Genomic DNA, 18,064 nt, shown 5'->3' with positions numbered 1-18,064 from the left:
GTCGGCGAGTCCGGCTGTGGCAAGTCCACCACCGGGCGGATGGTGACGCGGCTCTACCAGCCCACCGAAGTGGGCGACGAAACTCCATTTTCGTCGCCCACAACTACCTTCTCGGCGGCTTAGACGCTGCGGCGACCAAGGTGGATGACGGCGACGGTGATGCGGCGCTCCTCGACGACATACACGATCCGGTAGCGGCCGACGCGGAGGCGGTAGCGGTCCTTGCCCCAGGCGTAGGCGCCGACGTCGCGCGGGGTCTCGGTCAGGGTGTCGACGGTGTCGAAGACCTGGATCAGGCCGATGGGGTCGTCGTCGACGTACGCCTCGGCCGACTGCAACGCTTCGTCGGCCCAGACGACCTGATAGGTCACTCGCTGAGCGGGCGGTCGAGACCGAGGGCGCGGCGGGCCTCGGCGTGCGGGGTGTAGCTGACCTCTCCGAGCTCGCGGCGCAGGGAGTAGCGCGCGAGGGCCAGATCGTCCTCGAGATCCTCGATGCGGCGCTCGTGATCGTTGAGGTAGGCGCGGATGGCCTCGCGGGCGATCTCCTGCTTGGACCGGTTCTCCGTCCTGGCGCGGTCGGTCAGCAGCCGGTCGTCGGCCTCGCTGAGTCGCAGAGTCATAGCCATGGACCCAGCGTAACCCGAAGTGGTATCACGCGGTATCGTACGCAGGTCGGAACGTCGAGTTTCAGCCTGGGGGAAGTCCAACATGACGCTGACCGCGCTCTATCTGCTCGTCGCACTCGGAGCGGGGCTGGTCGCGATGTTCCTCAAGCTCCCGCCCCTGGTCGGCTTCCTGGCCGCCGGGTTCGGGTTGCATGCCGCAGGCGTCGGCGAGATGGCCGGGCTGCACACCCTGGCCGACCTCGGCGTCACGCTGCTCCTGTTCGGCATCGGCCTCAAGCTCGACGTGCGATCGCTGCTCCGGCCCGACGTGTGGCTGAGCACCTTCGCCCACCTGGGCTTCAGCGTCATCATCGGGGTCGGGATGCTGGCCGGCATCGCGCCGCTCGGCTTCGCGCTCCTCGCCGACGCCGACCTGGGCGAGATGGCGCTGATCGCCTTCGTGCTTTCCTTCTCCTCCACCGTCTTCGCGATCAAGGTGCTCGAGGAGCGCCACGACAACAACACCCTCTACGGCCGGATCGCGATCGGTGTGCTGGTCATGCAGGACATCGTCGCGGTGGTGTTCCTGACCATCTCCAAGGGCCACTGGCCCTCCCCATGGGTGTTCGCCCTGGTGTTGCTCCTCCCGGGCGCCTGGCTCGCCCACCGGATCTGGGACCGGATCACCTCCGCCGAGCTGACCGCGCTCTTCGGCCTGGCGATCGCGCTCGTGCCGGGCTATTGGCTCTTCGAGGCGGTCGGGCTCAAGGGCGACCTCGGGGCGCTGGTTGTCGGCGTACTCCTCGGGTCGCACGTCAAGGCGCCGGCGCTGGCCAAGCTGCTGTTCAGCACCAAGGAGCTCCTGCTCATCGCGTTCTTCCTGAGCATCGGGCTGACCGGGGTGCCCTCGCTGGAGGACCTGGCGCTGGCCGCCGTGCTGCAGCTCCTGCTGCCGCTCCAGGCCGTTGCGTACGTCGTGATCTTCGTGATCATGGGGCTGCGCTACCGCACTGCGACGCTGGCCTCGTTCACGCTGACCAACTACTCCGAGTTCGGTCTGATCGTGATCGTCATCGCCTCCGCGACCGGGCTGGCGTCGGCGCAGTGGCAGACTGTGCTCGCGGTCGCGACCTCACTCTCGTTCCTGGTGGCCGCGGTCTTCAACGCGTACGCCGCGAAGCTCATCAACCTGCTCAACCGGCTGCTGCCGGAGCGGAGGCCCGCCCGGCTCCAGGAAGCGGACCGGCCGATCAACCTCGGTGACGCCAAGGCGCTGGTGGTCGGGATGGGCCGGGTGGGGCGTACGACCTATGAGGAGCTGCGCGACGCCCAGGGCTATCAGGTCCTGGCGGTCGAGCATGACTCGCTGCGGGCAGCCTCGCTCAAGGCGGAGGGCTTCGACGTGGTCGAGGCCGACGCCACCGACCAGGACTTCTGGGAGCGGGTCAAGAAGGGCACCGGCATGGAGCTGGTCGTCCTGACCATGCCCTTCCACGGCGACAACCTGCTCGCCATGGACCTGCTCCGCAAGCTCGGCTTCAGCGGCACCGTGGCCGCCATCGCCCTGCGCCCCGAGGAGCGCGACGAGCTCAAGAAGCGTGGCGCCCACGCCGTCCTGAACCTGTACGCCTCCGCCGGCTCCGACCTCGCCGAGAAGGCGCTCCGGGTGAACCAGGAGCGCCAACTCTCGGCGTGAGTCAGCCCAGCAGGTTGTAGCCCGACAGTGCACCCAGGTAGGTGCGGGTCAGGCCGGTGCCGGTGCTGTTGCGCTCCAGCGCATAGATGTAGCTGCCAGACCGCACGATCAGGTCGCCGCCCGAGCCGGCCCGCAGATCGCGTACGCCGAGCACCGCGTCATAGCCGGACAGGTTGATCGACAGGGTCTGCGTGGAGACCAGGCCGCCGGGCCCGTTGCTCTCGTGGACGACGGTGCTGGTGCCGTTGACGAAGAGCACGTCAGGGGTGTTGCCGCTGTTCCAGCGCCCGACGCCGACCAGGCGGGTGCCCGCGGCCGAGGACTTCATGGTGATCGACGTACCGACCTTGGTCGAGCCCTTGCCCGGCCACAGCTTGATCGTGCCGCCGGAGGTGCGGCCCATCAGGTCCGGGTAGCCGTCGCCGGTGACGTCGCCGACCGCGTCGATGACGCTGACCGTGCCGAGGCCGGTCGCGATCGTGACGGGGCTGGTGAACTTGCCGGTGCCGTAGCCCCGATAGAGGCGTACGGAGCCGTCGGACATCTTGGCCAGGAAGTCGCCCTTGCCGTCGCGGTTCCAGTCACCGGCGTTCATCAGTGCGGTGGCGCTCGTCAGGGTGATGCCGCTGTCGACCGGCGCGGCCAGGCTGACCCGACCGCTGTTCGGCTTGACGTAGAGCGTCGAGCCGGACTTCATCACCAGGTCCGCGAGGCTGTTGCCGACGAGGTTGACCGCGCCGACGACGGTGCGGTTGACGTCCGCGTACGGCCCCAACGGCTTGCCGAAGCCCGAGCCGGAGGCCGGGTAGATCCAGCCGCGGTTGGAGCCGTCGCGGCCGATCAGGTCGCCGCGGCCGTCGCCGGTGAAGTCGCCGTAGCCGCTGATCTGGACCAGCGAAGACCAGGACGGGCTCTGGGTCGCGAGCTTGATCGGCGAGCCGAACGTAGCGCTGCCGGAACCCTTGAAGTAGTAGAGCGCCCCGGACTTGCGGCCGATCAGGTCGCGCTTGCCGTCCTTGTTGACGTCGCCGGTCGCGGCGAGCTTGTCGAAGCCGCTCAGCGAGCGCGTCGTGCCGGCCCGGGTGAACCCGCCGGCGCCGTTGCCGGTGTAGCGGACCAGGTAGCCCTTCGCATTCTTGCCGACCAGATCGTTGGCCGAGGTGCCACCGATGTTGCCGGTCGCGGTGATCTTGGAGACCCCGGAGAACGTGCTCTTGCCGAGGTTCTTGAAGACCGCCGCGAAGGTGCCGTCGCCGCGGCCCTTGCGGATGCCGGCCGAGCCGTCGGTGCGGACCTGGATCAGGTCGGCCTTGCCGTCGCCGGTGATGTCCGGGGTGACGACGGCCTCGCGCACGGTGCTGCCGACCGTCGTGGACGTCTTGGTCGAGTTGAACCCGGCGAACCCGCCCGTACGCAGCGTGAAGATCCGGCCGTCGGAGGCCCGTCGCGCCACGAAGTCGGAGTGGCTCGTGCCGGCGATGTGGGACTCCAGGTCGCGGCCGCTCCAGCTCTTCTGGAGGCTGGCGGCGAGCGTACGGATGGCGGGGAGCTTGGCTTGGAGGTTCGCGCCCGGGCAGACGGTCTCGCCCGCGTCGCGGTGGCCGTTGATCGCGTGCGGGAACACCGTCTTGGTGACGCCGTCGGTCTTGGTCAGCGCCACGTTGGTGGCGTTGGCGGTGACGCCGTGGAGGGACAGCTTCCAGGCGTAGAGAGAGCCGTACGCCTGGATCAACGCGTCCGTGGGCTGGTTCTGCGTCGCGCCGGCGTCGTTGAGGCAGCCGGCCGCGACCGTGTCGAAGCAGCCGAGCGCCGAAGCACCGAAGCTGTCGTAGTTGTAGCCGCTGGTGTGGGCGCCCTCGACCGGCAGCGCGACGCCACCGTGGCGGCCCTCCCAGATGCGGCCGAACTTGTCGACGAAGTAGTTGTAGCCGACATCGCGGTAGCCGCGGGTGGTCACGTGGAACTCGTAGATGCCCCGAATGATGCTGGGGACGTCAGCCTCGGTGTAGGCGTTGGTGCCCGCGGTGTGGTGGACGAAACCGCCGTGGATCGTGCGGTAGCTCGGGGCCGTCTGCTCGCGGAGCGTCTCGTCGGCGCCCCACTGAGCCCGGCTGTAGATCGTCGGGCTCGAGGTGTAGGTGGACGCGACCAGGTTGAGGTCGGAGTCCTTGCTGCCCTTGTGGACGTTGGTCGCCCGGGGCTTGTCCTTGTCGGTCTCGATGTCGGGAAGCTCGGAGACCGTGTCCTCGGGCTTGCCCGGCTCGATCACCGCGAGCTCGAGGTCGCCGGGGATCTCGGCAGCGTCAGGGACGATGATCCGGGTCTGCACCTGGTCGACGTGCCCGGCCAAGAACTCGTCGGTGCCCGGGCGGACGCCCTTCGCCTCCGCCGTGCCGGCGTCCGGACCGTGGTCCTCGACGTCGACCACCATCGGGCTCCACGACGACCACACGTCGTCCTTCAGGGTGCGGATCTCGGGGCGTACGTCGTCGGCGATGGCGCCGGACCAGGTCACGCCGATGACGCCGAAGCCGGTGACGTCCTGCGGTTCGCTCTTGATGACGTTGGTGCGGGGCTTGTCGACCTTCGTCGCGTGCTCGGTGGCCTTGCCTGTCGAGGTGGTCAGCGCGACCTCCTCGACGTGAGACTCGACCGGGCCGGCGGGAAGGGTGGACGGCTCCCTGTTTGCTGCCTCGAACGCGGCCAGCGGGCCGGACGTGGTCGGCTCGGCGGTGGCGGAGTTCAGCGTCAGGGGGATCGCCACTGCGGCCGCGCCGAGAATGAGGGTGGTGCCGGAGATGGACGCGATCTTGGCGCGTCGGGGCATCGAAAGCCTCCGTGGGGGAAGTAAAGAACGGGCTGAGGAAACCTATACCCCCGCGGGGTGGGGTGTCGCACCTATATTGCGGTGTCGCGCAGATCCGTCTTCAAGACCTTGCCGCTGGCGTTGCGCGGAAGGCTGTCGACCAGGACGTACGCCCTCGGCTGCTTGTAGTTGGCCAGGCGGTCCTTGAGCCACGTCGAGATGGTGTCGGCGGTCAGGTCGTCGCGTACGACGACGAAGGCCTTGCCCACCTGGCCGAGGCGGGCGTCGGGGACACCGATGATCGCGGCCTCGACGATGCCGGGGTGGCCGGCGAGGGTGTTCTCGACCTCGGCGGGGTAGACGTTGAAGCCGCCGACGGTGAACATGTCCTTGATCCGGTCGGTGATCTTCAGGCAGCCGTGCTCGTCGAGGAAGCCGACGTCGCCGGTGTGGAGCCAGCCGTCCTCGTCGATCGCCTCGGCGGTCGCCTCGGGATTCTCGAAGTAGCCGAGCATGACGTTGTCGCCACGGATCCAGACCTCGCCGTCCTCGCCCGGCTCCGCGTCCTCGCCTGCCGCGGTGACGGTGCGGATCTCCAGCCCCTCTACCGCCGGCCCGACCACCTTGGCCACGTGCTCCGGATCCTCGCCGGGACGGGTGGTGGTGGCGACCATGCACTCGGTGAGGCCGTACGCACCCTTGACCTCGTCGATCCCGAGGATGTCGCGCATATCGGCGAAGAGGCTCTCCGGGACGCTCGCGGCGCCGGCGATCGCGAAGCGCAGCGAGGAGAGGTCGTACGCCTTCAGGTCGGGGTGGTTGATGAGCGTGGTGAAGATCGTGGGGGCGCCGGGGAGGACCGTGATCCGCTCGTCCTGGATCAGCTGCAGCGCTTGGGTCGGGTCGTAGGTCGCGATCGGGTAGACCGTCGCGCCCGAGGTGAACGCAGCGATGAAGCCCGCCTTGTAGCCGAAGCCGTGGAAGAACGGGTTGACGATGGCGTAGCGGTCGCGCGTGGTGAGCTCGGCGCCTCGCGCCCAGACGTCGGCGACCCCGATCGTCTGGCGCTGGGCGCTCATCACGCCCTTCGGCTTGCCGGTGGTGCCGGAGGTGAACAGCAGGTCGGCGAGGGTGTCGGGGGTGACCGACGCCTTGACGTCCTCGAGCCGCTGGTCGGTCGTGTCCTCGCCTCTGGCGAGGAAGTCCTCCCAGTCAGTGGCCGAAGCGGAGCCCGAGGCGGTTTGTCCGGCGAGGTCGACGATGGTGAGCAGGTGCTCCGGGAGCGGCCCGGCGTCGTGGAGCATCTGTACGTAGTCGGTGCCGAGGAAGCCGTTGACGGTGACCAGCGCCGTGGCGCGGGAGCGCTCCAGGATCTCGCGCGCCTCATGGCCCCGGTAGCGGGTGTTCAGCGGCACCACGGCCGCCCCGATCGTCTGCGCGCCGAGAACCGCGACCGGGAACTCCCAGCGGTTGGGCGCCCAGATCGCGACGCGGTCGCCGCTGCGTACGCCGCTGGCCAGGAAGGCGCGCGCGGCTCTGTCCGCTGCCTCGGCGAGTTCGGCGTAGGTGAGCGTCGTGGGGCCGTCGACGATCGCCGGGTGGTCGGCGTAGGTCTGCTTGGCCTTCTCGATCAGGGCGGGGATCGTGCGCGGGGTCACCCTCGCTAGCGTAGTTGAGCAACTGCTTGTTTGGTAGGATTCGTCCATGACTGACACGGGGGTTGCGCCGAGAAGGCGGGGGACGGCGTCGGGGTCGTCGCGGCGAGCTGAGCTGCTCACGCTGGCTGCCGAGATGTTCGCGACCAAGGGCTTCGCCCAGACGACCGTACGCGACATCGCAGACGCCGCCGGGATCCTGTCCGGCTCGCTCTACCACCACTTCCGGTCCAAGGAAGCGATGCTGACCGAGCTGCTCTCGGGGTTCCTCGACGGGCTCAACGCGCGGTTCACCGAGATCGTCGAGAGCGGTGTGGACCCGCAGGCCGACCTGGACGGACTGATCACCGAGTCGTTCCGGACCATCCACAACGAGCGGCTCGCCGTCGCGCTCTACCAGAACGAGGCGTCCTTCCTGGCGACCGTCGAGGGCTTCGAGTTCGTCGCCGAGCGCTCACGCGACAACGAGGCGCTGTGGATCCGGGTCATCGAGGCCGGCCAGGCTTCGGGCGCCTTCCACGGCTCCCTCGACCCCGCGCTGACCTACCGGTTCATCCGTGACGGCGTCTGGTCCACCGTCTCCTGGTACCGCCCCGGCGGCCGCCACACCCCCGAGACCCTCGCGGAGCAGTATCTGAAGCTGCTCCACGCCGGCATCCTGGCGTAGCGGGCCTGTCCTAGGGATACCCGGTCGACCGGTATCCCTGGGGTTGACGGGCACTGAAACACCCGTCAACCCGATGAAGTTCCCGTCCAGTTGCCCGCGGTGTCTCAGGGTTCGGGCACCTCGCGGTGGCGCAGGCCCTTGGGGTCTTCCGCGGCGATGATCTTCATCTCGTCCGGGGTGGGCTCGCGGGTGAGTGGCGCGTTGGTGACGTCGATCGGGAAACCGGTCGCCTCCTGGAGCTCCTCGGGCGTGACGCCGGGGTGGATCGAGTCGACCTTGATCAGGCCCCGCTCGTCGTAGCCGAAGACGGCGAGATTGGTGACGACGACGCCGAGGTCGTGGAAGCGCGCGGCGGTGCCGACGGCACGGTCGTTGCCGACGCCGCTGGCGACGTCAACGCGGTCGACGAAGATCCGGGCGGAATGCTTGGCGACCCAGTAGTCGACACGGTGGTTGACGGTGTTGCCAGGGGCGCCGCGTACGCCGATCAGCTGGCGCTTCGGCTGCCGCCAGTCGCCGATCGAGGAGATGTTCTGGTTGCCGTGGCGGTCGATCTGGCTGGCGCCCATCATCGAGTGCCGGCGGCCGCTGGCGACGATGTCGAAGATGCTGCGGAACGGCACCCAGGCCTCCGGGGTGCCGCCGGCCGCCGCCGTCTTCAACAGCGGCGGAGCCTCGGCCATCATGAACGCCTCGCCGTCGCTGAGCGCGAGCTCGGGGGTGTGGGTGGCCTTGGCCAGGCGTACGCCGATGGCCGGGACGATTCCGACGGCGTGGGCGAGCACCTCGCCGGAGCCCTTGAAGGCGTCGGAGACGGCGGCCACGCAGACGTCCGCTCGGCTGATCGTTTGCAAAGTCACAGGTAACGCTCCTCGAACTCGGTCCAGTCACTGTCGGAATCCGACTTGGCTGCGGCGGCGTACGTCTTCTGGAACTCTTCGTCGCGGCCGTAGTCGGGCTCGCAGCTGGTGAAGTGGGCACCGCCCGGGGCCTCGACGACGTGATTCACGAAGATCCGCGGGACCAGGAGCGTCTGCGGCGGGGCCTTGGCGGTCAGGTCATCGGTGGAGACGATCTGCTCGACGGACATGATCGTGCTGTCGGCGGCCATCGCGAAGAGGTCGTCGAAGTACGGGTCGGGGCCGAGGTACTGCCCGTTGCCGGCCGCGTCGGCGCGGTTGAGATGGATGAGCGAGACGTCGAGACGGAGCCCGGGGACGGCGACGTACTCCTCGTCGTCGTAGGGCGACTTCACCGTCTTGAGGTCGGGGTTCATCGCCATCACGTCGCTGCCCAGGCCTGCGCGGATGGGCTGGAACGACAGCCGGTTGGCGCCGGCCTTGAGGCCGGCGACGAACATGCCCTCGTCGTACTCGCTCGTCTCCGGGATCTCGCCCCGCTCACGGGCGCGGGTGAAGTTCGGGTCGAGCGGGATCGAGTCGAGGCTGACGAAGCCGTAGACCAGCTTGCGGATCCTCCCGGCACGGGCGAGCAGGCCCACGTCGGGGCCGCCGAACGCGACCACGGTCAGGTCGGTGATGTCGCTGCGGAGGATCTCCTTGACCAGCGCCATCGGCTTGCGCCGCGAGCCCCAGCCGCCGATGCCGATGGTCATCCCGGACTCGAGCTTGCTGCTGACCTCGGTGAGGGGCAGCGTCTTGTCGATAGGGGTCTTGTTCACGTGTCTCCTCGGAAGAGCTGGGCGGTGGCGTGGGCGCGCTTGAAGTAGAGGTGGGCGTCGTGCTCCCAGGTGATCGCCACCCCGCCGTGGAGCTGGATCATCTCCGCCGCGACCTGCGAGAACGCATTGGAGCACCAGGTCTTGGCAGCGCGGACGAGGCGTCCATCTGGGCTCGGCTGCGTGAGCTCCCAGGCCGCCGCCCAGCTCATCGTCCGCGCGGTCTCGACCTGGACCAGCAGGTCGGCGCACCGGTGCTTGAGTGCCTGGAAGGAGCCGAGCGGCCGACCGAACTGGTGGCGCTCCTTGAGATAGGCGACCGTACGCTCCAGCGCCTCGCGCGCGGCCCCGGCCTGGAGGGCGGTCATCATGGTGGCGCCGACGGTGGTGACGTACGCCGGGTCGACCGTGCCGACGAGGACACCTGCGGCGTCGTCGACGGTGACTGTCGCGAACCTCCAGGTCGGGTCCAGCGCCGGAGTCGGGGTGACCGTGGCCGCCGAAGAATCCACCGCGTGGACCTGGTCGCCGCGCAGCACGAGGAGGATCTCCGCGCCAGTCGCGTCGATGACGAGATCGGACCCCGGGGCGACCACCGCGGCCGTGGCGCCGGTGGCGATCCGCTCCAGCAGCTCACCGGCCTGTGGGGTGCCGGCGGCGGTGAGGACCTGGGTCGCCAGCAGCGTGCCGACGAACGGCGACGGCGTGAGCGTGGCGCCGAGCTCCTCGAGGACGAGATGCGCCTCGATGTAGGAACAGCCGACACCGCCGTACGCCTCAGGGACCGCCAGCGCGGTCACCCCGATCTGCTCGCTGAGCGTCTGCCACAGGGTGGTGTCGTAGCCCTCGGGCGTGCTGATCGCCGCCCGCAGGTCCATCGACGCGGCCCGCTTGGCGATCAGCGTGTGCACGGTCGCGACCAGGTCGGACTGCTCCTCGGTGAGCGCGAACCTCATCGGCCCTCCACCAGCGACTCGAGGATCCGCGCACGATGCTCGGCCGGCGTGCCCCAGGCACCGACCAGCGCGCGCACCTTCAGGATCCACAGGCTCAGGTCGAACTCGCGGGTGTAGCCGATCGCGCCGTGGACCTGAAGCGCGGTGCGCGAGGCGAGGTACGCCGCGTCGCCGGCCGCCACCTTCGCGGCCGAGACCGCGCGGCCGCTTGTCGGGGTCCCGGCGTCGAGCTCGACCGCCGCGTTGTGCACCAGCGGGGCCGCGAAGTCCAGGGCGACGCGTACGTCCGCGAGCAGGTGCTTCACCGCCTGGAACTCGCCGATCGGACGCCCGAACTGCGTCCGCTGCTTCACGTAGGCGACCGAGTCGTCGAGCAGGCGCAGCCCGGCGCCGTGGAGCTGGGCCGAGCAGGCGAGGGTGCCGAGGTCGAGCGCCGTCGTCGTGTCGATCGTGGCGATCTCCGCGCCCGGGGTCACGTCGAAGAGTCGTCGGGTCGGGTCGACCGACTTTCGCTCGGCGCCGACAACCGCGTGGCGGAGGTTCGCGGACGGGACTGTGTTGGTTTCGACACCGGCTCGCTGGCGCTCGCCGGGCTCAACCAACGCGTCGCTGGTCGAGCCGCCGGAGCCGCTAGGCGGAGGCGTGTCGAGACCAACACAGTTCTTCAGCGCGTACGTTCGTTCGGAGATGTCCGCATCCACGGCCCATGCTGCGGGCGCCACCGAGACGATCGCTTCGCCGGAAGCCACCCGTGGGAGGAGGTCCGAGTCGGGCGTGCCGGCGAGGAGTCCCGGCGCGACCGAGGCGGACTCGATCCAGGGCCCCGGGACACCGTGGTAGCCGAGCCGCTCGAAGGCGACGGTCAGGTCGACAGGAGTCGCTCCCACGCCCCCGTGCTCCTCCGGCACCAGCAGCCCGGTGACGCCGAGCTCGGCGAGCCGTTGCCACAGCTTGAGTCCGGCCGAGTGGTCACCGGCCGCCCAGGCGCGCGAGACCGAGGGGACGTCGGCGGCGGTCAGCAGGTCATCGAGTGCTTCGGAGAAGGCGTGCTGCTCCGGCGTACGTCCGAACCTCATCGGCCACCCCTCGGCAGGCCGAGCACCCGCTCGGCGACGATGTTGCGTTGGATCTGGTTGGTGCCGGCGTAGATCGGGCCGGACAGCGAGAAGAGGTAGTCGTCGAGCCAGCGCCCTTCGAGCTCGGCGTCGGCGCCGAGCAGCGAGAGCGCGGTCTCGTGCAGCGAGAGGTCGAGGTCGGACCACCACAGCTTGTTGATCGAGCCCTCGGCGCCGACCGAGCCGCCGGCCTCGACGTGGGTGACGGTGCCCCAGGTGTAGAGGCGGTAGGACTCGGCCCCGATCCAGGCGTCGACGACCTGGTCGCGCAGATGCGGCTGCGGGTCGGAGGCCCACAGGTCCAGCAGCCGCTCCGCCGCCGCACAGAACCGTCCCGGCGAACGCAGCGACAGACCCCGTTCGTTGCCCGCCGTCGACATCGCGACCTTCCAGCCGTCGCCGACGCCGCCGAGCACGTCCTCGTCGGGCACGAAGACCTCGTCGAAGAAGATCTCCGCGAACCCGGGAGTGCCGTCGAGCTGGTCGATCGGGCGGACGGTGACGCCGTCGGCGTCGAGGGGGAAGAGGAAGTACGTCAGGCCCCGGTGCCGTTCGGCGGAAGGATCCGAGCGGAAGAGGCCGAAGCCGCGGTCGGCGAAGGGCGCGCGGCTGCTCCAGGTCTTCTGGCCGTTGAGGCTCCAGCCGCCGTCGACGCGGGTGGCCGTTGCCCGGAGCGAGGCCAGGTCGGAACCGGCCTCCGGCTCGGACCACGCCTGCGCCCAGACCAAGGATCCGTCGGTCATGTCGCGCAGGTAGCGCTCCTTCTGGGCCTCGGTCCCGTGACCGAAGATGATCGGCGCGAGCAGCGAGATGCCGTTCTGGCTGATCCGGGTGGGAGCGCCGGCGAGGTAGTACTCCTCCTCGAAGATGACCCACTCGGTGAGCGATGCGTCCCGCCCGCCGTAGGCCTCGGGCCAGGTGACGACCGACCAGCGGCCGGAGGCGAGGGTGCGTTCCCACTCCCGGTGGGCGGCGGCTCCCTCGGCGGTGTCCATCGACGGCAGCCGACCGGGGTTGTTGGCGGCGAGCCACTCGCGGGCCTCGACCCGGAAGGCCTCCTCGGCCTCGGTGAACTCCAGCGTCGCTGTCATGACTTCATCGACCTCGCGTTCATGCCCGCGAGCGAGTCCTTGCCGACCTCGGCGTTGTGGGCGTGGGCCGCGTGGTGGAGGCCGAAGACCGAGTCCATCCCGGCGCGCATCCCCATCAGGTCCTCGGCCTGGTTGACCGCCTTCTTCGCCAGCGCCAGGCCCAGGCGTGGCATCTCGGCGATCCGCCCGGCGAGGGCGAGCGTCTCGGTCTCGAGGTCGTCGCGGCGTACGACATGGTTGACCATGCCCCAGCGCTCGGCCTGCTCGGCGGAGAAGCGGTCGCCGGTGAAGAGCATCTCCTTGGCAGCGCGGGGGTTGGTGACCCACGGGTGGGCGAAGTACTCGACCCCGGGGATGCCCATCTTGACCACCGGGTCGGAGAAGAAGGCGTCGTCGGAGGCGACGATGAAGTCGCAGGACCAGGCCAGCATGAGGCCGCCCGCGATGCAGGCGCCCTGCACCATCGCGATCGTCGGCTTCGGCAGCTCGCGCCAGCGGCGGCACATGCCGAGGTAGACCTCGGACTCGCGCGCGAAGCGGGAGTCGACGCCCTCCTTGCCGACGTGGTCCCACCACATCACGGCCTTGCGCTCGAAGCTCTCGTCGATGTCGCGGCCCGGCGTGCCGATGTCGTGGCCGGCGCAGAAGTGCTTGCCGTTGCCGCCGAGGACGATGACCTTGATCTCGTCATCGTTGGTCGCTCGGGTGAACGCCTCGTCGAGCGCGTAGGTCACCTTCGAGTTCTGGGCGTTGCGGTATTCGGGGCGGTTCAGCCGCACCACCGCGACGGGTCCGTGGGTCTCGTACGTCACGACACTGGTCTCGGTTGGAGTGGCGCTCATGCCACAGACGCTACCAAACAAGTGCTTGGTTTGGTAGGTTGTCGGGCATGGACCTGACCTACTCCGCCGAGGACGAGGCCTTCCGCGCCGAGGTGCGCGAGTGGCTGGCCGAGCATCTGGTCGGCGAGTGGGCCGCGCTGCGCGGCACCGGCGGGAACGGCCGGGACCACGAGTCGTACGAGGGGCGGCTGGCGTGGAACCGCTACCTGGCCGAGCACCGCTGGACCTGCCTGGGCTGGCCGGAGGAGCACGGCGGGCGCGGATTGCCGCTGTTCCAGCAGGTGATCTTCCACGAGGAGTACGCCCGGGCGGACGCCCCGGTCCGGATCAACCACCTCGGCGAGGAGCTGCTCGGGCCCACCTTGATCGCCCACGGAACCGACGCCCAGAAGGAGCGGTTCCTGCCGAAGATCGTGGCCGTGGAGGAGCTGTGGTGCCAGGGCTACTCCGAGCCCGGTGCCGGGTCCGACCTGGCCGGGGTGCGCACCCGCGCGCGGCAGGACGGATCCCAGTGGGTGGTGGACGGGCAGAAGGTCTGGACCTCGAACGCCCACCTGTCCGACTGGTGCTTCGTGGTGTGCCGGACCGAACCGGGATCGTCGCGCCATCACGGCCTCTCCTACCTGCTAGTTCCGATGGCGCAGCCCGGCGTCGACGTACGACCGATCGAGCAGCTCACCGGCACCTCCGAGTTCAACGAGGTCTTCTTCGACGGCGCCGTCACCTCGGCAGACATGGTCGTGGGTGAGCCCGGCGACGGTTGGAAGGTCGCGATGGCGACCCTCGGCTTCGAGCGCGGGGTCTCCACGATCGGCCAGCAGGTCGGCTTCGCGCGTGAGCTCGAGACGGTCGAGGAGGCAGCCCGGGCCAACGGCACCATCGACGCCCCCGGCATCGCCGCCCGACTCAGCCAGGCCCACGTCGGCCTGGAGGTGCTCCGGCTGCACGCGCTGCGGACCCTCTCTGCGTACGACTCCGGCTCCTCCGGTCCAGAGGCGAGCGTCTCCAAGCTGCTGTGGGCGCGGTGGCACCGCGAGCTCGGCGAGCTGGCGATGGACGTTCTCGGGCTCGCCGGGCTGACCACCGGGGAGGGCTACGCGCTCGACCGGCTGCAGTCGCTCTACCTCTTCTCCCGCGCCGACACGATCTACGGCGGCTCGGACGAGATCCAACGGAACATCATCGCCGAGCGCGTGCTCGGCCTGCCACGAGAGGCCCGTGCATGAAGCCGGAACAACCAGCCCCCGCGTACGTCCCCGGCCACTCGCTCCTGGACGGACGGGTCGTCGTCGTGACGGCCGCCGCCGGTGCGGGGATCGGGGCGGCGGTGGTGCGGAAGGTGCTCGAGGAGGGTGCGAAGGCGGTCGTCGTCTCCGACACCCACGAGCGACGGCTCAAGGAGTCGCGCGATGCCCTCGCCGAGGAGTTCGGGGACGATCGGATCACGGCCGTGACCTGCGATGTCACGCAGGAGGACCAGGTCCAGGCGCTGCTCGATGCGGCGGAGCCGTACGGCGGTGTCGACGTGATGATCAACAACGCCGGCCTCGGCGGGACCGCCTCGGTGCTGGAGATGACCGACGAGCAGTGGTCCCGTGTTCTCGACATCACCCTGACCGGGACGTTCCGATGCATCCGCGCGGTCGGACAGCGGTTCGTGGCTGCCGAGAAGCGTGGCGTCATCGTCAACAACGCCTCTGTGATCGGCTGGCGGGCGCAGGAGGGGCAGGCGCACTACGCCGCCGCCAAGGCCGGGGTGATGGCGCTGACCCGCTCGGCTGCCGCCGACCTCGCGCCGCACGGGATCCGGGTCAACGCGGTCTCGCCTTCTTTGGCGATGCACCCGTTCCTGGAGAAGGTCACCTCGCCCGAGCTTCTGGTGGAGCTCAAGGGCCGCGAGGCGTTCGGCCGCGCGGCCGAGCCCTGGGAGGTCGCCAACGTCATGGTCTTCCTGGCCAGCGACTACTCGTCCTACATGACCGGCGAGGTCATCTCCGTCTCCAGCCAGCACGCCTGATCGAGAGGATCACACATGCCTGAGGCTTTCATCGTCGACGCCGTTCGTACGCCCGTGGGGAAGCGAGGTGGCGCGCTCGCCGGGATCCATCCCGCTGATCTCGGCGCCCACTCGCTGGCCGCGCTCGTCGACCGCACCGGGATCGACCCGGGGGCCGTCGACGACGTGATCATGGGTTGCTGCGACACGATCGGCGGGCAGGCCGGCGACGTCGCGCGGACCGCGTGGCTGGTGGCCGGGCTGCCCGACCACGTACCCGGCGTGACCATCGACCGGCAGTGCGGCTCCTCGCAGCAGGCGGTGCACTTCGCGGCTCAGGGAGTGATGTCGGGGACGCAGGACCTGGTCGTCGCGGGTGGGCTGCAGAACATGTCTGCGATCCCGATCTCGGCGGCGATGCTGGTGGGGGCGCAATATGGCTACACCACCCCGTTCGCCGAGTCGCCCGGCTGGGTCAAGCGCTACGGCGACCAGGAGGTCTCCCAGTTCCGCTCCGCCGAGATGATCGCGGAGAAGTGGGACATCTCGCGGGAGGACATGGAGGCGTACGCGCTCGCCTCCCACCAGCGGGCGAAGGCCGCGATCGCCGAGGGGCGGTTCGACCGGGAGATCGTGCCGGTCGGCGACTTCGCTGTCGACCAGTGCCCTCGCGACACATCCCTCGAGAAGATGGCCTCCCTGGAGCCGCTCGCTCCCGGCGGACGGATCACCGCGGCTGTCGCCTCCCAGATCTGCGACGCGTCCTCGGCGTTGCTGGTGGCCTCGGCCGCGGCCGTACGCACGTTCGGCCTGACCCCGCGAGCCCGGATCCATCACCTCTCGGTCCGAGGTGACGACCCGGTATGGATGCTCACCGGACCGATCGAGGCCACCCGTCACGCCTTGGCGAAGACGGGTCTGACGGTCGACGACATCGACCTGTTCGAGTGCAACGAGGCCTTCGCCTCCGTCGTCCTTGCGTGGATGAAGGAGCTCGACGTCCCGCACTCGAAGGTGAACGTCAACGGCGGCGGCATCGCCCTCGGCCACCCCATCGGCGCCACCGGCACCCGGCTGATGACCACCCTCCTCAACGAACTCGAGCGCACCGGCGGCCGCTACGGCCTCCAGACCATGTGCGAAGGCGGCGGTCAGGCCAACGTCACCATCATCGAGCGACTGTGAGCACGGCTCGCTTTTCATGTCGTTTCTCGGCGCGTTCGGCGGCCGGTGAGCCGGGGGTGGGGAACCAGCGGTGGGTGACCGCGGCCTGGCCGGCGGTCCACAGGCCGCTGATGACCCAGTAGACCAGCAGGGCGAGGGGGACGCTGCTGCCGGCGAGGAGCATGCCGGCGGCTGAGATGACGGGCATGAGCTCCTGCATCCGCACCATCGACTCGGGCAGGTCGGCGCGCACCATGTTGGGCAGGACCCACAGCCGCTGGCTGAGGTAGCTGACCGCGGCGGCGGTCGCGGCGAGGCCGAGGGTGATCACCAGGTGGGTGGTGTCGCCGGAGAGGTAGCCGCTGCCGGTGAGCGGAGTGCCCAGGAAGGTCGCCGCTCCGAGTGAACTGACCAGCGAGTCGTTCATCGCGCCGACCGCGTTGTTCCGGCTGACGTCGGAGAGCAGGTGGTAGAGCGCCAGGAAGATCGGCAGCTGGGCGAAGGCGGCGAGCATGGCGAAGCGGGGTACGCCGTGCTCCTCGTTGATCTTGCGCCGCTCCTCCATCATCGCCATCACGTCGGCCTGACTCGGGCTCTTGGACGAGTTCTTCTTGGTGTACTTCTTGGTCAGCGCCTGCAGCTGCGGCCGGGCCCGGGCGGAAGCGTGGGAGTGGCGTACGCCGCGGATCGTGAGCGGGAGGAGGACGAGCCTGACCAGCACCACGACGGCGGCGATGGCCAGCAGCCAGCTGACGTTGGGGCCTACGAAGGAGAGGACGTGGTGGGCGCCGGCGAGGACGGCCGCGAGCGCATGCGACAACGGGGCGAGAACGGACATGGGTGTGCTCCTGAGATGGATGAGTAGGGCTGACGGGCTCGCCGGATTCGGCGAGTGTCAGGCCTGCTCAGGAGCGCGCGGACGGCGCGGGGAGCACACCGGGTCGGTGACCCGGGCAGCGAGATGGTGAGGTCCGTCGGAGACGTCCGGAGGGACCGTCGAACGCGCCCTGACCAGGGCGAACGAGCTCACGTTGTGGAGCGCTCCGACCGCGACGGCCGCGAGCGCGGTCGAGACGGCGATGGTGAGCAGCGCCTGCTCGGGATCGACGCTCATCAGCGCCGGGAGCATCAGCGTGAAAAGTGCGACGAGCGCGATGCGTACGCGGCTCGTCTCGTTCTTCACGACTCACACTCTACCGATCGAGGTCAACCACGCCCTCATCTCAGGTCGCGCCGCATCAGCACGCGCGGGTGGCCGGCGAGGACCGAGGTGGTGTCGGCGGCCCAGGTGAAGCCCGCGGCCTCGAAGTTCTTGCGGATCCCGGCATACGCCATCGTCAGGTCGACCTTGGCGCCCTGGTTATCGAGCGGGTAGGCCTCGACGGCGGGAGCGCCATGGTCGCGGGCGAAGTCGACGGCACCCTCGATGAGCGTGTGCGAGATGCCCTTGCCGCGGTGGCCGGGGCGGACCCGGATGCACCACAGCGACCAGACCGGGAGGTCGTCGACGTGAGGGATCTTCCGGTTGCGGGCGAAGGTGGTGTCCGCGCGCGGGGCGACGGCGGCCCAGCCCACCGGCTCATCGCCTTCGTAGGCCAGGACGCCCAGCGGCCCGGAGGCGAGCAGGTCGCGTACGAACTCTCCTCGCGCTGGCCCGCTCAGCTCGTTGTTGAGCTTCGACGGAATTCGGTAGCTGAGGCACCAGCACACGCTGGCGTCGGGGCGTTTGGGACCGACAAGAGTGCGTACGTCCTCGAACACCGTCGCCGGGCGAACCTCGATGGCCATGGG

18 protein-coding genes are annotated in these 18,064 nt (G+C 69.5%); 5 read left to right on the top strand and 13 right to left on the bottom strand.

Annotated elements, in window-relative coordinates; translation table 11 throughout:
• Nucleotides 1-119: 119 nt before the first annotated feature.
• The gene (locus AB0F44_RS25605) at nucleotides 120-371 is read right to left on the bottom strand and encodes a type II toxin-antitoxin system RelE/ParE family toxin (protein WP_160026251.1); all 252 of its coding nucleotides are present in this window, start codon (nucleotides 369-371) and stop codon (nucleotides 120-122) included.
• On the bottom strand, nucleotides 368-628 hold the full coding sequence (locus AB0F44_RS25600; protein ID WP_355223608.1) for a ribbon-helix-helix protein, CopG family: 261 nt from the start codon (nucleotides 626-628) through the stop codon (nucleotides 368-370). The genes AB0F44_RS25605 and AB0F44_RS25600 overlap by 4 nt, the downstream gene beginning before the upstream one ends.
• Nucleotides 629-710: 82 nt before the next feature.
• On the opposite strand from AB0F44_RS25600, the gene AB0F44_RS25595 reads away from it, so the two are divergent.
• Entirely contained in the window at nucleotides 711-2,303 is a 1,593-nt protein-coding gene (locus tag AB0F44_RS25595) for a cation:proton antiporter family protein (RefSeq protein WP_357359534.1), read from the top strand.
• A gap of 1 nt (nucleotide 2,304) precedes the next feature.
• Here AB0F44_RS25595 and AB0F44_RS25590 read toward each other — a convergent pair whose 3' ends face one another.
• Both AB0F44_RS25590 and AB0F44_RS25585 read right to left on the bottom strand, forming a co-directional pair.
• The gene (locus tag AB0F44_RS25590) at nucleotides 2,305-5,130 is read right to left on the bottom strand and encodes an FG-GAP-like repeat-containing protein (protein WP_357359532.1); all 2,826 of its coding nucleotides are present in this window, start codon (nucleotides 5,128-5,130) and stop codon (nucleotides 2,305-2,307) included.
• A 71-nt stretch (nucleotides 5,131-5,201) separates the two neighbouring features.
• Nucleotides 5,202-6,767 (bottom strand): FadD3 family acyl-CoA ligase, encoded by a 1,566-nt coding sequence (locus tag AB0F44_RS25585; RefSeq protein WP_357359530.1) that lies wholly within the window; start codon nucleotides 6,765-6,767, stop codon nucleotides 5,202-5,204.
• Between the two features lie 46 nt (nucleotides 6,768-6,813).
• Here AB0F44_RS25585 and AB0F44_RS25580 point away from each other — a divergent pair, with 46 nt between their 5' ends.
• Nucleotides 6,814-7,431 (top strand): TetR/AcrR family transcriptional regulator, encoded by a 618-nt coding sequence (locus tag AB0F44_RS25580; RefSeq protein WP_357359528.1) that lies wholly within the window; start codon nucleotides 6,814-6,816, stop codon nucleotides 7,429-7,431.
• Between the two features lie 104 nt (nucleotides 7,432-7,535).
• Here the strand turns inward: AB0F44_RS25580 and AB0F44_RS25575 are convergent, their stop codons facing one another.
• From AB0F44_RS25575 to AB0F44_RS25550, 6 genes are read right to left on the bottom strand one after another with little or no spacing between them, the layout of a single operon-like run.
• Nucleotides 7,536-8,291 (bottom strand): CoA-transferase, encoded by a 756-nt coding sequence (locus AB0F44_RS25575; RefSeq protein ID WP_357359526.1) that lies wholly within the window; start codon nucleotides 8,289-8,291, stop codon nucleotides 7,536-7,538.
• Entirely contained in the window at nucleotides 8,288-9,112 is an 825-nt protein-coding gene (locus tag AB0F44_RS25570) for a CoA-transferase (protein ID WP_357359524.1), read from the bottom strand. Before AB0F44_RS25570 ends, AB0F44_RS25575 begins: the two co-directional genes overlap by 4 nt.
• Complete coding sequence (locus AB0F44_RS25565; protein WP_357359522.1) at nucleotides 9,109-10,065, bottom strand: acyl-CoA dehydrogenase family protein; 957 nt, start codon at nucleotides 10,063-10,065, stop codon at nucleotides 9,109-9,111. Before AB0F44_RS25565 ends, AB0F44_RS25570 begins: the two co-directional genes overlap by 4 nt.
• Nucleotides 10,062-11,141, bottom strand: coding sequence for an acyl-CoA dehydrogenase family protein (locus AB0F44_RS25560; protein ID WP_357359520.1), 1,080 nt, complete (start codon nucleotides 11,139-11,141; stop codon nucleotides 10,062-10,064). The genes AB0F44_RS25565 and AB0F44_RS25560 overlap by 4 nt, the downstream gene beginning before the upstream one ends.
• Nucleotides 11,138-12,271, bottom strand: a complete 1,134-nt coding sequence (locus tag AB0F44_RS25555) for an acyl-CoA dehydrogenase family protein (protein WP_357359518.1) — start codon at nucleotides 12,269-12,271, stop codon at nucleotides 11,138-11,140. The genes AB0F44_RS25560 and AB0F44_RS25555 overlap by 4 nt, the downstream gene beginning before the upstream one ends.
• A complete protein-coding gene (locus AB0F44_RS25550; RefSeq protein ID WP_350660349.1) occupies nucleotides 12,268-13,113 on the bottom strand; it encodes an enoyl-CoA hydratase in 846 nt (281 codons plus the stop codon). The genes AB0F44_RS25555 and AB0F44_RS25550 overlap by 4 nt, the downstream gene beginning before the upstream one ends.
• Nucleotides 13,114-13,160: 47 nt before the next feature.
• Here AB0F44_RS25550 and AB0F44_RS25545 point away from each other — a divergent pair, with 47 nt between their 5' ends.
• Genes AB0F44_RS25545 through AB0F44_RS25535 form a run of 3 tightly spaced genes read left to right on the top strand, consistent with a single transcriptional unit; the run spans nucleotide 13,161 to nucleotide 16,294 of the window.
• Nucleotides 13,161-14,339: an acyl-CoA dehydrogenase family protein gene (locus AB0F44_RS25545; RefSeq protein ID WP_357359516.1), complete on the top strand. Its 1,179-nt coding sequence runs from the start codon at nucleotides 13,161-13,163 to the stop codon at nucleotides 14,337-14,339.
• Nucleotides 14,336-15,130, top strand: a complete 795-nt coding sequence (locus AB0F44_RS25540) for an SDR family oxidoreductase (RefSeq protein ID WP_357359514.1) — start codon at nucleotides 14,336-14,338, stop codon at nucleotides 15,128-15,130. The genes AB0F44_RS25545 and AB0F44_RS25540 overlap by 4 nt, the downstream gene beginning before the upstream one ends.
• A gap of 15 nt (nucleotides 15,131-15,145) precedes the next feature.
• Complete coding sequence (locus AB0F44_RS25535; protein WP_357359512.1) at nucleotides 15,146-16,294, top strand: acetyl-CoA C-acetyltransferase; 1,149 nt, start codon at nucleotides 15,146-15,148, stop codon at nucleotides 16,292-16,294.
• Here the strand turns inward: AB0F44_RS25535 and yidC are convergent.
• Genes yidC through AB0F44_RS25520 form a run of 3 tightly spaced genes read right to left on the bottom strand, consistent with a single transcriptional unit; the run spans nucleotide 16,278 to nucleotide 18,061 of the window.
• Entirely contained in the window at nucleotides 16,278-17,111 is an 834-nt protein-coding gene (gene yidC, locus AB0F44_RS25530) for a membrane protein insertase YidC (protein WP_357359510.1), read from the bottom strand. The genes AB0F44_RS25535 and yidC overlap by 17 nt on opposite strands.
• Nucleotides 17,112-17,168: 57 nt before the next feature.
• Nucleotides 17,169-17,456 carry a hypothetical protein gene (locus tag AB0F44_RS25525; protein WP_350660343.1) on the bottom strand — a complete coding sequence of 96 codons (288 nt, stop codon included), beginning with the start codon at nucleotides 17,454-17,456 and terminating at the stop codon, nucleotides 17,169-17,171.
• A gap of 35 nt (nucleotides 17,457-17,491) precedes the next feature.
• The gene (locus AB0F44_RS25520) at nucleotides 17,492-18,061 is read right to left on the bottom strand and encodes a GNAT family N-acetyltransferase (RefSeq protein WP_357359508.1); all 570 of its coding nucleotides are present in this window, start codon (nucleotides 18,059-18,061) and stop codon (nucleotides 17,492-17,494) included.
• Between the last annotated feature and the right edge of the window lie 3 nt (nucleotides 18,062-18,064).

The sequence above is a fragment of the Nocardioides sp. NPDC023903 genome, from assembly GCF_040639295.1.
In the GTDB taxonomy this organism is placed as follows: Bacteria; Actinomycetota; Actinomycetes; order Propionibacteriales; family Nocardioidaceae; genus Nocardioides.
This window is presented reverse-complemented; position numbering and strand designations above follow the sequence as displayed.

Bases quoted from the DNA above. Each gene is read 5' to 3' on its own strand.
- AB0F44_RS25535 (WP_357359512.1), top strand. From the start codon at position 15,146: ATGCCTGAGGCTTTCATCGTCGACGCCGTTCGTACGCCCGTGGGGAAG.
- AB0F44_RS25545 (WP_357359516.1), top strand. From the start codon at position 13,161: ATGGACCTGACCTACTCCGCCGAGGACGAGGCCTTCCGCGCCGAGGTG.
- AB0F44_RS25595 (WP_357359534.1), top strand. From the start codon at position 711: ATGACGCTGACCGCGCTCTATCTGCTCGTCGCACTCGGAGCGGGGCTG.
- AB0F44_RS25555 (WP_357359518.1), bottom strand. From the start codon at position 12,271: ATGACAGCGACGCTGGAGTTCACCGAGGCCGAGGAGGCCTTCCGGGTC.
- AB0F44_RS25580 (WP_357359528.1), top strand. From the start codon at position 6,814: ATGACTGACACGGGGGTTGCGCCGAGAAGGCGGGGGACGGCGTCGGGG.
- AB0F44_RS25600 (WP_355223608.1), bottom strand. From the start codon at position 628: ATGGCTATGACTCTGCGACTCAGCGAGGCCGACGACCGGCTGCTGACC.
- AB0F44_RS25540 (WP_357359514.1), top strand. From the start codon at position 14,336: ATGAAGCCGGAACAACCAGCCCCCGCGTACGTCCCCGGCCACTCGCTC.
- yidC (WP_357359510.1), bottom strand. From the start codon at position 17,111: ATGTCCGTTCTCGCCCCGTTGTCGCATGCGCTCGCGGCCGTCCTCGCC.
- AB0F44_RS25520 (WP_357359508.1), bottom strand. From the start codon at position 18,061: ATGGCCATCGAGGTTCGCCCGGCGACGGTGTTCGAGGACGTACGCACT.
- AB0F44_RS25560 (WP_357359520.1), bottom strand. From the start codon at position 11,141: ATGAGGTTCGGACGTACGCCGGAGCAGCACGCCTTCTCCGAAGCACTC.
- AB0F44_RS25590 (WP_357359532.1), bottom strand. From the start codon at position 5,130: ATGCCCCGACGCGCCAAGATCGCGTCCATCTCCGGCACCACCCTCATT.
- AB0F44_RS25565 (WP_357359522.1), bottom strand. From the start codon at position 10,065: ATGAGGTTCGCGCTCACCGAGGAGCAGTCCGACCTGGTCGCGACCGTG.
- AB0F44_RS25550 (WP_350660349.1), bottom strand. From the start codon at position 13,113: ATGAGCGCCACTCCAACCGAGACCAGTGTCGTGACGTACGAGACCCAC.